At 36.9% G+C, this 14,021-nt stretch carries 11 protein-coding genes; 10 read left to right on the forward strand and 1 reads right to left on the reverse strand.

From position 1 onward, the window contains the following. Positions 1-20 precede the first annotated feature (20 nt). Positions 21-710 carry a 2,3-diphosphoglycerate-dependent phosphoglycerate mutase gene (locus tag JG29_RS01310; RefSeq protein WP_045922161.1) on the forward strand — a complete coding sequence of 230 codons (690 nt, stop codon included), beginning with the start codon at positions 21-23 and terminating at the stop codon, positions 708-710. Here the strand turns inward: JG29_RS01310 and JG29_RS01315 are convergent. Next, positions 707-1,027 (reverse strand): hypothetical protein, encoded by a 321-nt coding sequence (locus tag JG29_RS01315; RefSeq protein WP_045922162.1) that lies wholly within the window; start codon positions 1,025-1,027, stop codon positions 707-709. The two genes, JG29_RS01310 and JG29_RS01315, sit on opposite strands and share 4 nt — an antisense overlap. A gap of 325 nt (positions 1,028-1,352) precedes the next feature. Here JG29_RS01315 and JG29_RS01320 point away from each other — a divergent pair, with 325 nt between their 5' ends. From JG29_RS01320 to tyrS, 9 genes are all read left to right on the forward strand, one after another. Then, entirely contained in the window at positions 1,353-6,137 is a 4,785-nt protein-coding gene (locus tag JG29_RS01320) for a BspA family leucine-rich repeat surface protein (RefSeq protein WP_045922163.1), read from the forward strand. A gap of 247 nt (positions 6,138-6,384) precedes the next feature. Next, positions 6,385-6,948: an elongation factor P gene (efp, locus tag JG29_RS01325; RefSeq protein ID WP_045922164.1), complete on the forward strand. Its 564-nt coding sequence runs from the start codon at positions 6,385-6,387 to the stop codon at positions 6,946-6,948. Then, positions 6,948-7,760, forward strand: coding sequence for a PfkB family carbohydrate kinase (locus JG29_RS01330; protein WP_045922165.1), 813 nt, complete (start codon positions 6,948-6,950; stop codon positions 7,758-7,760). Before efp ends, JG29_RS01330 begins: the two co-directional genes overlap by 1 nt. Then, positions 7,753-8,301, forward strand: coding sequence for an ECF transporter S component (locus tag JG29_RS01335; protein WP_156961601.1), 549 nt, complete (start codon positions 7,753-7,755; stop codon positions 8,299-8,301). The genes JG29_RS01330 and JG29_RS01335 overlap by 8 nt, the downstream gene beginning before the upstream one ends. A 4-nt stretch (positions 8,302-8,305) precedes the next feature. After that, a complete protein-coding gene (locus tag JG29_RS01340) occupies positions 8,306-9,007 on the forward strand; it encodes a DUF6198 family protein (protein ID WP_045922167.1) in 702 nt (233 codons plus the stop codon). Between the two features lie 95 nt (positions 9,008-9,102). Beyond that, the gene (locus JG29_RS01345) at positions 9,103-10,272 is read left to right on the forward strand and encodes an aminotransferase class I/II-fold pyridoxal phosphate-dependent enzyme (protein WP_045922168.1); all 1,170 of its coding nucleotides are present in this window, start codon (positions 9,103-9,105) and stop codon (positions 10,270-10,272) included. 9 nt (positions 10,273-10,281) lie between these two features. Beyond that, entirely contained in the window at positions 10,282-11,775 is a 1,494-nt protein-coding gene (locus tag JG29_RS01350; protein ID WP_052696265.1) for a glycosyltransferase family protein, read from the forward strand. Next, complete coding sequence (locus JG29_RS01355) at positions 11,757-12,731, forward strand: glycosyltransferase family 2 protein (RefSeq protein WP_045922169.1); 975 nt, start codon at positions 11,757-11,759, stop codon at positions 12,729-12,731. Before JG29_RS01350 ends, JG29_RS01355 begins: the two co-directional genes overlap by 19 nt. Beyond that, a complete protein-coding gene (gene tyrS / locus JG29_RS01360; RefSeq protein ID WP_045922170.1) occupies positions 12,724-13,983 on the forward strand; it encodes a tyrosine--tRNA ligase in 1,260 nt (419 codons plus the stop codon). The genes JG29_RS01355 and tyrS overlap by 8 nt, the downstream gene beginning before the upstream one ends. Positions 13,984-14,021 lie beyond the last annotated feature (38 nt).

Below are 14,021 nucleotides of genomic sequence, written 5' to 3' on the forward strand. Positions count from 1 at the left end.
TATGGAAAAGGGGTATATTAATGGCAAAACTGGTATTTATCCGTCATGGACAAAGTGAGTGGAATTTATCGAATCAATTTACCGGCTGGATTGACGTGGATCTAAGTGCGGAAGGTGTAAAGCAAGCTCAAAATGCCGGTAAATTATTAAAAGAAGCGGGTATTCAATTTGATCAAGCTTATACTTCAGTATTAACACGGGCAATTAAGACTTTGCATTATGCTTTGGAAGAATGCGGACAATTATGGATTCCCGAAATGAAAACTTGGCGTTTGAATGAACGGCATTATGGGGCTTTGCAGGGATTAAACAAAGCTGAAACTGCTGAAAAATACGGCGCCGAGCAAGTGCACATTTGGCGGCGTTCTTATGATACTTTACCACCATTATTGAAAGCTACAGATGCAGGTTCTGCAGCTCAAGATCGGCGTTATAGTCAGTTAGATCCACGGGCAATTCCGGGTGGAGAAAATCTGAAAGTAACTTTGGAAAGAGTTATTCCTTTTTGGGAAGACCACATTGCTCCCGATCTAATTGCGGGTAAAAATGTTATTATTGCAGCTCATGGTAATTCTTTGCGGGCTTTGACGAAATATATCGAAAATATTTCAGATGATGATATTATGAACTTGGAAATGGCTACAGGTCAACCCGTAGTTTATGATTTGGATCAGCAGCTTCAAGTCATTAACAAAACTAAATTAGATTAAGAAAATACGTTTGCATCGATGATCACTTCATCGATGCTTTTTTTATAGTTAAGAGCAATATTAATAATTAATGACAAATGAGTTTTGCTGGGGCAAAGATAGCTCCAAGGCATATTGCAACTAATCCCTTTTTGTTCTAAGATAAAGATGTTGAGAGTGGCTGAAAAACTGAATAATGTCCTTGAAAAGGCTATAGGCTGTCGGAAAATCGTCAAACTATCTTCCGGCATGTATTGAGGGATAATAGATTTTTCTTTCATGTTATTTGAAGTAGGGATTTTCACTGAGGAATAATTGAGAGATTGAAAAGCTTCCATTTATGAAGCTCACAAAATGGGAGCAACTGATTACATAATCTCAACAAGAAATGATTATTTCCTTTTGCTTGAGGATACTTGACCTAGTGACTGGGGAGGATTATTGATAGTCACGAGGGCAAAGAATCCAAAGAATTTTGCTATTCAAAAGAGAGTACCAACGTTGCGGTTAATTTCACCTAGAATTAATCCCAGGTTGGTTTTTGTCGTATTAAAGTTACGCACATCTTTTCTGAAGCTAGCAAGTAACAAAGTGAAATTATTAAAAAAGTCATTATAATATTACGTTTTTCTTAGCTTTTAAATTTGGGGTGGGGTAATAATTATGCAAAGTCGTTTTAATTTAAGAAATACATTCCTGACAGGATTTTTAATTCTAATAGAGTTACTAGGGCTCTTAGTTATTTTTGTTGGTTTCGTTAAAGCGGATACACCTTTGACCGAGATGACTGGGGTTAATTCTGATCCTAATGTAATTATTGACGCTGACCACGCTTTTTCGCCAACAATTAGTTCACAAACAAAAGTTAGTGTAGTAAGTACGAGTAATTGTCAGGAAGATACTACTATATCGAAGCCTCAGGAACACCATTATAAATTTACACCATCTGCTAACTCCCCAAAAACAATGACAGTTGTAATGAAATATACTAATGTTGGTTTAGATAATAATGGGAATGCGATTGATGCAACGGTTACAGTGACAGCAACTAACGTTACTGACTGGATAGAAATTTACGAAATTGGGCATGTAAGACTTAGTTCTTTAAAAAACTCTTCTTCATTTTCTGCCAAGGATATGAATGCACAGGTTCAAATAAATTTCACCAATAAGGACCAAACCACCAATAAGGACCAACCGGCAAAGGTTTCTGGACATTTAAGCTTTAGCAATATTAATAATTTAAAAAATTTAATGCTGCCATTGAGGACTACTAATGACCCTAATACTACTACTGGGATTAAAAATATCAGTCAGATTTATTGTGCACCTGCAACTAGTTCTACTGGTGGTGATGTTACTCATCTGGTATATTCTAAAGACGGAAATAATATTATTATTAGTGATGGCATACCAAATGATAATGTGAAGAATACTAGCAAATGCATAATGTTTACGGCGGTTTTTAACTCGGTGTCTTCGCTAAATTATTCTTTTACGGGTACTAGTACTAGTACTAATAAATATAAACAATTTGATACGGGATTCACAATGGGATCAATAGTAGATGTTGCCATTCCGCCTATCAATAAAAAAGGTATTGATGAAAGACCCAATGATATAAAACAGGCGGGTAAGCAAACTGCTTTGAAAGCTAAATCTGCTTTCCAGATAGGACCAAAGGCTAAATTTTGGCAGATTCCTGATTTGAAAAAGAGTATAACTCAAAGAAAGTTTCAAGAAACTTTACAGCAGAAACAAATAGCAGCACCAGATATCAAAATTGCTGATACTACCAAACAGGAAGATCCTTTTAAAATAAAACCTCTTTACTATTTGCAGCAAAATTTGCCTCAAAAATCTGCTGGCTATTTAACCAGTTATCAAATTATGGATCCGCTAAATGATACTTGGACATTAGCTCCAGATGCTACTACCGAGGTTAATGTTATTAACAATATTAAGGTTACCGATGAGCAAGGTAATAACCGCACATCGGATTTTTCAGCGATCTATAATCCAGGTATAAATACACAAACAAAACAAAAAAATACATTAATAATTGAAGCTACGGCAGATGCCTTAAATAATGCTGATTTTTACGGGCATGTGTATACCTTTGTTATTTCCGGGAGCTTTGCGAAAGATTCAGAGGGCAGGCTTGTGACAAAAGACAATATTAATAATTCTGATTCTTCATGTACGGGAGAAATTCCTAATACAGCTGAGATCACATATGCAAAGTCACCCTCTGATAAAGATAAAACAACGTATGATTCAAATACGGCTTATGCTTATATTGCTTATCCATCAGAACGTCCTGATATTAGTGTTGATTCTAATACTGGTATTGATTTAGATAATAAAACTATTACAGGAACAATTAAGGATAATTTAGTTCATGGTCAGGATTCACTTTATTGGGATTTAACAATCAATTATACGAATAGTAGTGGTGTCTCTAAGTCGGCCTCATTAAATTTGAATAATCCTTCTGATAGTCAGCATCAAAATCGTGTTTACAAGACTGATTCTACTAGTTCCGATAGTGGAGTTAATTTTACAGCTAAATTACCCGATGATATTAAAATGCCGAATACTCAAGATGAAAAGGATGATTATTCCAAATTTAAAATTACCGCAACTGATAGGTATGGGATATTGGGCAATCATGACTATAATTTACCATGGTGGACGTTTGATAAGGATAGTGGTTTACTGACTATTTATCCGCATACGATTACACCAACGATTACACCAACAGGGTCCGTAGATGAGTCTTCTTGGCCTTGGGATAGTCAGAGGAAGAATGTTACATCCATTAAAATATTAAAAAGTGCTCCTTCAACTGGGAATGGAGCTGGTGTAAAAGTTGAGGGGTCTTTAAAGCATATGTTTTCAAGTATGCCAAAATTAACCAGTATCGAAGGCCTAGATAATTTACAGCCAGTATCCAAGCAGTCATTAGATTTCAGTTATTTATTCGAATATGATTCAAGCTTAAAGAAATTAGATTTAAGTGGATTAGATATGAGTAATGCTACTTGGGTTAGTGGGATATTTAGTGGTGATAATATGCTAAACAAACTAACTTTATCAAACAAAAATAAATTACTGATTAAAAATTCATTGGATAATGAAAAGCCTATGTTAAGGTCAGGTAGCTGGCAGGAAGTTGGTTCAACAGGAACTGAAGATGATCCGACGGGCGATGTTTTTACAACAGAGAAATTATTGGATCTATATAGCTCAGATAATTATACTACTGCTCCTAATGAAACTTATGTGTGGACTGATCCTGATTCACCTTGGTGGGAGGTTACTAATGGGGTTCTAAAAATCCATAAACATACTATTCATCGGAAGCCTACTAAGGCAAGTGATTGGCCTTGGAGCAGTTATGCAAGTGAAATCACAGAGGTTGATATTGATGGAGATGGTGTCGTTAAAGCTCAGGGATCTTTAGCATATATGTTTTCCGGACTAAGCAAGCTAACAACAATAAAAGGTCTGAGTAATTTACAAACATCTAATATTACTTCTGTGGCACATCTATTTGATGGCTGTAATGCATTAACTAAATTAGACCTGCCAGATAAATTTGTCACACAAAGTGTTACCGATATTTCTCATATGTTTGATGGCTGTACTAATTTAAGTGCAATCCAAGGGTTAGACAAATTTAATACTAGTAGTGTTACTTCTATGTCATATTTATTTTATAAATGCAAATCATTAAAAGAATTAGATCTGCCAGATAAATTTGTCACACAAAGTGTTACCGATATTTCTTATATGTTTGATGGCTGTGAGATATTAAGTGCAATCCAAGGGTTAGACAAATTTGATACTAGTAGTGTTACTTCGATGAATAGTTTATTTACTGGCTGTCATACATTAAAAGAATTAGACCTGCCAGATAAATTTGTCACACAAAGTGTTACCGATATTTCTCATATGTTTGATGGCTGTACTAGTTTAACTGATATCATAGGTTTAGACAAATTTGTTACTAGTAAGGTTACTAACATGTCCTACATGTTTCGTTGGGATTATGTACTTAAATCATTAGATCTTCAAAGTTTTGATATGAGTAATGTAACTGACACAACGGATATGTTTGCTAATAATAATAATCTATCTGAATTAAGTTTGGGTAAGAATACCCAATTTAAGGGTGATCCTGGTTTATGCGAAGCTACAGTATCAGCGCCACCATATAAGTATGGCGATGTACATTCTAAGAATTGGCAAGCTGTGGGCACTGGAGCTGTTTTATCAAAGCAAGCACTAATTGATAAATATACAAATAACTCTAGTTCATTCAACCCCATTAAGGAGACTTATGTTTGGGATAAAACATGGTGGACGTTTGATAAGGATAGTGGTTTACTGACTATTTATCCACATGATATTAATGTAGTACCCAATAATGATTTTGATAAGGTAAAGGCAAAGACTTGGCCTTGGAATAGTCAGAGGGATGATGTTAAATCCATTAAAATAATAGGTAACAGTGACTCTTCACTTGGAGATAATGTCCAAGTTGAGGGATCTTTAAAGTACATGTTTTCAGGTATGTCAAAATTAACCAGTGTCCAAGGATTAAATTATTTACATCCCAATCCGCTCCTAAATAGTAAGTTAAATAATCAGAAGACATTAGATTTCAGTTATTTATTCGCAGAGGATCCAGAGGATGCAGAGGATTCAAAATTAGAGAAATTAGATTTAAGTGGCTTAGATATGAGTAATGCTACTTGGGTCACTAATATGTTTAGTGGTGATAATAGTTTACAAAAACTAACTTTATCAAACAAAAATAGATTACAAACTTCAACTCCCCAAAAAAGTAATGCGGCTTTACCATCACCAAACAATGAAAATTATACAAAAAATTGGCAGGCCAAAAGTAGTGAGAATGAAGAAGACCATTATCCAACCGGCAAAGTTTATCCAGCCAAGGACTTAGAGAATTTATATAGTGATACTAACGCACCTAAGGGGCCAACAACTTATGTTTGGCAACCTACGGGTAATTTAATGTTTACACAAGTACCTGCTTCTTTAAATTATAAAGTTATTAGGTTACCCGAATTTTTCACTAATTCCATAAAAAGTAGTGGAAACAGCTCACAAACTATTAAAATCCAAGATAGCCGAGCTTTTCGGACTGGATTGAAGAAAAGTTGGAATGTACAGTTAACTTTGATTGCCAAGGACTTGAAGGGCGCTCAATTGCACTTTAGTGATGATAAGACTGAATATACAGGATCAGGCCCTTATTTAATTCCAGCAGGTAATTTTACTCAAAAGCAAGATAAATATAGTTGGTCAACCAACGATGACGGCATTCAACTGGATTTGCAAAATTTGAATTATAAAAATGTCGAAAATAAATCATATAATTTGGAGATCGATTACAATTTAACTAATTCTGTAAATTAAATTTAAAACAGCCATAATCTGGATATGTATCTTAATTGAAATCACAATTGTGCCTTTCATACCCAATAATTGGCTGTTTTTTTGGAATAAGGACTACTAATAATTTTATTGGATATAATTTTATTTCAGAAAAACGGGATAACTAAATTGATTGACGTTTCTGGGAAGATAATTACCAGTTTTTTAAAAATTATCTTGTAATTTCTGCTACAATTATTATTATATATGGAGACAAAGGAGAATTAACATGATTTCAGCAGTTGATTTACGGGCGGGTATGACCTTTATACAGAATAATAAATTAATTAAAGTGATGAGTGCTGATCATCATAAACCTGGTAAAGGTAATACAGTGATGCGTTTAAAATTAAAGGATCTTCGCAGTGGAGCTATTACCGAAACTACTATGCATCCAGATGTCAAGTTAGAACCAGCAATTATTGAGACTAAAGCAGCGCAGTACTTATATTCACAGGACCAAACAGCCGTTTTTATGGATTTAGAAACTTATGAGCAATACGAGGTTCCCCTAGACTTAATTAGTGCTGAGACACCATATTTGGAAGAAAATATGGCCGTGAAGATTGATTTTTATGGTGAAGAAGTAGTGGGTATCAGTTTGCCTACAAGTGTTACCTTAGAAGTTACAGAAACCCAGCCTGCCATCAAAGGGGCAACTGTTTCAGGTTCAGGCAAGCCCGCTACTTTAAATACAGGTTTGGTTGTGACCGTTCCCGATTTTGTGAATGTCGGTGATAAATTAGAGATTAATACTCAAGATGGCAGCTATATTAAGCGAGCTAATAAATAGTGTCAACTAAAAAAAGAACATTGTTAGCACAAGATTGGTCCGTTTGGGGTGATATTTCGTTAAAGACTGCCACAACTTTATTTCAGGTTTGGGGACTTCCTGCTGTCAGCTTGCCGGTAAAACTATTGGCAGCCCATCCGGGGTGGGCTGCCCAAACGCCCCAGCAAGATTTAACTGCTTGGCTGCAAAGAGTTTTAGATTATTGGCACCAGCAGGCTTGGTCCCGTATTTATTTAGGATATTTAGGCTCCCCAGCTGTGGTTGAAGTGTGGCAGCGTTATTTAGCCACCGCTGCTTGCCCAGTGATTTTAGATCCGGCCATGGCTGATCAGGGGCAATTATATCAAGGTTTAGATGTTAATTATGTTCATGCGATCAGCCGATTATTGCCTTACGTTGATGTTTTAACTCCTAATATCAGTGAAGCTCAATTCTTAGTTGGCTTTCCTATTATTGATTATGACTCTTTGAGCCGGGCTTTACACCGTTTAGCTGCACAAATGCGAGGTTCACAGGTAATTATTACCAGCATTCAGCAGGATAAAAAAATTGGCTGTGCCTTTTTAAATCAAGGCGTGGTCCAAACCAGCTTATATCCGCAGCAGCAGCGGACTTTATTTGGCAGTGGCGATTTATTCACAACTTTAGTAGTCCTGTTTTTGGCTGCAGATTTTTCTTTTGCGGCTGCAGTTCAACAGGCGACACGTTTAACAACCTTGGCGGTCAAACAAACGCCTTTAAGTGCACGTGATATTCAAGTAGCAGCAATTATTCCCGCGTTATTAGAGTTAAAGGATGGTAATCATGCATAAAGTAAAACTTCAAAAAATCATTCTTGCAGGTTTATGTGCGGCCATTATTTTTATCGGAATTAGTCTGTTTCGTATAAACTTGCCTGCAGTTGTCGGTCGTCCCTTTATACATTTTGGCAATACTTTTGCAGTTATTGCGGTGATGATTTTGGGATTTAAATATGGTGCTTGTGCTGCTGTTTTAGGATTGGGATTATTTGATATTTTAAACGGTTATGCTGCTACTTCTTGGATTACGATGCTGGAAGCAGTGATTTTAGCGGCTGTGACAGCGCTGGTTTTTCGTGCGGTTCATTATCAGAATAATCAAGTTGGCAAACTGTATCTGGTTTCTTTAGCAGCAGGATTGATTAAATTAGTGACTTCGTGGCTGGCAGGAGTAATTGAAAGTTTAATGGTCGGCACTCATTTGTCAGTAGCTGTGATTAATGCTTTTCTCAGTTTACCGGCGGCAGCCATTAATTCTGGAGCCACTTTTATCATAGTACCTTTAATTTATTTAGCTTTAGAGAAAACTATTTTGAAACGGATGCGGTTATAATTAGATGATTGTAGAAAATGGCCAAAAACGGCGCTTAACAGTTCCGGAACTGCTCTTTTATTTAATATTATCAATTATTCTAAATTCTTTTGCTAACGGTCTGGCTGTGGCTTCTAATTTAGGCAGTGCTGTCTGGACTTCCTCTGCGGTCAACCTGCATAGCATTTTACCCGGTAGTTTAGGTACTATCTTATTTGTCTATGCGATTATTGTGCAATTAGTGAATTTATTAATTCGTCAACACTTGGATGTACGGGCAGTGTCGGCGAATTTGTTATTTGCCTTTTTATTCAGCTATTTAGTGCAATTTTGGACACATATTTTAGTAATACTGACGATTCCGCATTTTAATATTATAATCCGGTTGCTACTGAATATTTTGAGTATTTGTGGCATTTCAATTGCTACTTCTATCTACCAGCGCTTAGATGTTATGCTTCATCCTAATGATGAGTTTAGTTATTTAATCCGCTTTAAATTTGTTCATGGCAGTGCTGCTTGGGCCCAGTGTCTCAGCTATTTAATTCCAGTAGCCATTATTATTATCTGCTTGTTCAAAACTCATCGCCTACTGGCTGTAAATATTGGCACTTTTTTTGCATTATTTTTCCAAGGTTCAATTATTGGCTGGGCAGATCTGCATGTTTTTTCTAAATTGAAACATCGGCTGTTTTTAAAGGCAAAAACACCGACCTCATCTCATTAAGAGAAAAGTTTACAGTTTTAAAAAACTCGCTATGTTAGAATAAAATAAATGAGAACTAATTAGTTTTTCCACAAAGCTAAAAGGAGGATTTAATAATGGCTAATTTAGAGCAACGCCTCAGTAAAAGTGCTTTACAACTGCAACCGCAAGATATTTTCCTATTTAATGCGAAAGCTAATAAAATTCCTGGAGTCATTAATATGACCGTCGGTGAACCGAATTTTAGTACTCCTGATCATATTAAGCAGGCAGCTGAACAAGCGATTGATTCACAACCTTTACGATATACCATCCCTGAAGGTAAGCCGGAATTGACGCAAGTGATTGCTGATTTTTTGGCAAGCAAGTATCAGCTGCATTATCAACCTGAATCAGAAATTGTAACAACTATTGGCGTGACCGAAGGGGTATTTACAACTTTAAAGTCGATTTTAGAACCCGGTGATGAAGTATTATTGCCGAGTCCTTGTTTCACTATCTATGAACCGGACATCCGTTTGAATCAGGGTGTGCCTGTAATTATTGATACTTCTAAGACGGATTTTCGTTTGGATCCACAAGTTCTACAACAAACTTTAGCCGCTCACCCTCAAGCTAAGGCGATTATTTTGAATTATCCGAATAATCCGACTGGAGTAACTTACACTAGAGAACAACTGCAGCCGTTAGTGGATATTTTGCAGCAATATGATATTTTTGTGATTAGTGATGAAATTTATAGTGAATTATCCTATACAACAAAACATGTAAGTATGGCTCAATTATTACCGCAACAAACAATTTTGTTAAATGGACTCTCAAAATCCCATGCAATGACTGGCTGGCGTGTTGGTTATATTTGTGGTCCGCAAAAGATTATGCAGCATATATTACATGTGCATGAATTAGTTACGACTTCGATTTCTGCTCCGTCGCAGTATGCTGCTCAAGAGGCTTTGGCCCATGGATTAGATGACACTTTACCTATGAAAGCCGATTATCAAAAACGACGTGATGTTTTATTGCAAGGATTAACTCAATTAGGATTTAAGGTAACCAAGCCGCAAGGGGCATTTTATATGTTTGCCCAAATAGCGCCGCAATTAAATCAGGATGATCGCCAATTAGCTCAGGAATTATTGGCTCAAGAAAAGCTGGCACTTTTGCCAGGAAGCTTTTTTGGCGTTGGCGGAGCAGGTTATGTCCGTTTCAGTTATGCTGCTAGCATGACGGCGATTGAAGGTGCTTTGGACCGCCTACATGATTATATTAACAAGGTCAGTTAGGTTAAGTTGATGAAATCAAAATTAAATAACGGTTTTACTTTAATTTTACGGATTTGTCTGCTGATTTTTGCACTTTTAATGACTCTCGGAGCACTAATCTGTGCTAAACAGCTTATTTTTAGCGGGGCGTGGTCTACTCCTAAACGGACACTGGCAGTGTTTATGCTGACTTTAGGACTGATCTGTGCCAGTTGTTATTTGCTGTTTAAAATTCCGGATCGAACCGTTATTAATCGGCTGGTAGTCGGAGTTTTATTGGTGATATTTGGAATTTTATTTTTAAGCTGGGTTTACAATACTCCTGTAAAACAGACTAGTGATTATTATACTTTTTGGAAATATGGTCGTCAGGCTGTTTTAGGAGGTCCGATTTATTATCATGATAATAACTATTTTGCTAAGTGGGCTTATCAGACGGGCTTTTTAACTTATGTAATGGCTGTTATTAAAGTGTTTGGAGCTCATTTACGAGTATTGCAGTTTCTGAATGTTTTGTGGCAGCTGGTAGCTTTAGTTTTAACTTATGAATTGGCCCAGCGTCTGTTTCATCACGCAGCTATTAGTCGAATTAGTTTGTTTCTTCTTGGTATTAATTGGGAATGGCTGGCTTTAAATGGTCGACTTACTAATCAATATTTAGCGTTGGTTTTTTTCTTGTTGACTTGGATTTTGCTGTTGAATGATAATTGGACTTCGTGGCTGGCTGCCGGAGTGACTTTAGCTTTAGGCAATATTGTTCGGCCCTTGGGAATTGCTTTTTTGGTGGGAATAATTGTTTTTTGCGTTGTTTATCGAATTCTGGCCCGTTCAGAATCTTGGCAGCAAAACTTAGTTTCTGTACTCAGTTTGATCCTCGTTTATTTTTTAGTTATTGCTGCCAGTGGTAGTTTGATTAAACAGTCTGGGCTGAATGAATTTGGTTTAAAGAACCGGGATTCGGAATGGAAATTTGTGATCGGGCTCAATTATCCGTCTCGAGGCAGTTATTCTCGGCCTTTAGTTAAAGAATTTAATTTAAAAGACTCCCGCGCAGTAATGCTAAAACAAGAAAAACAAGTGACCCAACGGCATATTCGTTATTTGAATAAGCATCATTTATGGGCGTCGTTATTTTTGCAAAAATTCTTCACAGTGTGGTCTAATCCTTCCAATACCTTAAGCTTTTCTTTGTTTGACCACAATCATTCTCCTCAACAAGTACGGCAGGCCAATCTTTGGTCCTATGCCATTACCGTGAGCGAAATTTTGCTGGTGTTAATGGGGGCTTTCACTTTGGCAGGGCATAAATATCCCAATTCGTTCAATTTATTATTGCTGATTTTATTTGCTTACGCGGCTGCTCAAGTTATTATTGAAGTTCAGGGACGATATCGTTTGGAGTTTGAACCTGTATTGGTAATTATTGCAGCTGTAGGGCTAACTCAGTTATATAGTCCGCAACATTTAAAACTGGTGCCTACATTACAAGATGGAGGTGAAACGAATTGGTCCCAGGTAAGTTAGCCATTGTAGTTCCTTGTTATAATGAACAGGAGGTTTTGCCCCAGTCGCTGTCGGTTTTACAAAAAGTTTTGCAGCAGCTGCAGTCACAACAACAAATTAGTGCTGATAGTCAGATAGTGTTTGTGGATGATGGCAGTCAGGATCAAACTTGGTCTTTAATTAGTCAATTTAGCCAAACTAATGCTAACGTTGCGGGAATAAAATTAAGTCGCAATTTTGGCCATCAAAATGCTTTGTTAGCTGGTTTAAGCACTGTGAGTGATGCTGACTTTATTGTGACCATTGATTCGGATTTACAAGATGATCCCCAGGTTATAGCTCAAATGGTGCAGCAGTATTATGCGGGTGCGGAAGTAGTATACGGGGTTCGTAATAATCGCGACAGTGACAGCCGTTTTAAACGGACCACGGCAGAATGCTTTTATAAATTCATGAATTTTTTGGGAGTTAAATTAGTTCCTGATTCGGCCGATTTTCGGCTTTTGAGTCAGCGAGCGGCACAAGTATTACTAGATTATCCCGAAAGAAATCTGTTTTTACGCGGATTAGTCCCTTTGGTGGGTTTTCCTTCCGCAAAAGTTTATTACCGGCGCCAACCGCGGGCAGCCGGAGTATCTAAATATCCGCTTTTTAAGATGCTGCATTTGGCTCTTGACGGAATTACTTCTTTTTCAGTAGCTCCAATTAAATTAATTATGGGCTTAGGCTTAGTAATTGTGGCAGTTTCGCTATTTCTTTTAATTTATACTATTATTCAAAAAATCCGGGGCGATGTCGTCTCCGGCTGGTCTTCGTTGATGATTTCCATTTGGGGTCTGGGCGGCATTCAATTAATTTGTATAAGTGTTATCGGAGAATATATTGCAAAAATATTTAATGAAGTAAAACGCCGTCCGCGATTTACTATTGAAAAAAATTTATATCATAAACAAAAGCATGAGGGAAAAAATGACTGAAAATATTATTGATGAATTAACTTGGCGTGGAACAATTAATCAACAAACAGACGCTCAAGGTTTAAAAGATTATGTCCAAAATCATAAAATTGCTCTTTATTGTGGAGTAGATCCCACAGGAGACTCTTTACATGTGGGTCATTTGGTAACTTTTATGATTTTGAAAAGATTTCAACTTTTAGGCCATAAGCCTGTGATTGTCATTGGTGGCGGTACGGGTTCTATTGGAGATCCTTCTGGTAAAAAATCAGAACGGGTTTTACAAACCATGGAACAGGTGCACCATAATCAAGCAGCATTAACAAAACAGATGATTAATTTATTTGGAACGGACAATTTTGAGATTGTTAATAATTACGATTGGTTATCCCAGATTGATCTGTTGACCTTTTTACGGGATTATGGCAAATTATTTAATGTTAATACGATGCTCAATAAAGAGATTGTAGCTTCGCGTTTAGAAGCGGGGATTTCGTTTACCGAGTTTACCTATCAGATTTTACAAGCAATTGATTTTCTCACTTTATATCGGCAGCATCAGGTACAGTTGCAGATTGGCGGTGGTGATCAGTGGGGCAATATTACTGCTGGAATTGATTTGATTCACCGCTTGGAAGGCCCTAAGACACCAGTTTTTGGTTTGACTATTCCTTTATTATTAAAAGCCGACGGTACAAAATTTGGTAAAACCGAAGGAGGGGCTGTTTGGTTAGATGCCCATAAGACCAGTCCTTATGAATTTTATCAATTTTGGTTTAATACTGATGATCGTGATGTAGTAAAATACTTAAAATATTTTACATTCTTGAGTCGAGAAGAAATTGCTTCCTTAGCCAAACAAGTACAGGAGGCACCAGAAAAGCGTGCCGCTCAAAGAACTTTAGCTCGAGAAGTAACTAAATTTGTTCATGGCTCAGCAGCAGTAGAACAAGCTGAGCGAATTTCGGCGGCTTTATTCTCCGGAGACTTATTAAAGTTATCTGCCGATGAAATTGAACAAGGATTTCATGGTGTTCCTGCAGTAGAATATCATGGCGGAGTGGTTAATCTGGTTGAATTTTTGGTAGATAAGACCCAGATCGAACCTTCTCGAAGACAGGCCCGTGAAGATATTCAAAACGGGGCTATTTATGTTAATGGCCAAAGACAGCAGGATCTTGATTTTCAAGTCGATCCCCAAACGGCGTTTTCCGGCCGTTTTGTGATCATTAGAAAGGGCAAGAAAAAATATACTTTAGTCCGAACCAAATAGTAATATTTAAAACAATTTCGCCTGAGCGATTAGAAAGA

The sequence above is a fragment of the Bombilactobacillus mellis genome (genome assembly GCF_000967245.1).
Lineage (GTDB): Bacteria > Bacillota > Bacilli > Lactobacillales > Lactobacillaceae > Bombilactobacillus > Bombilactobacillus mellis.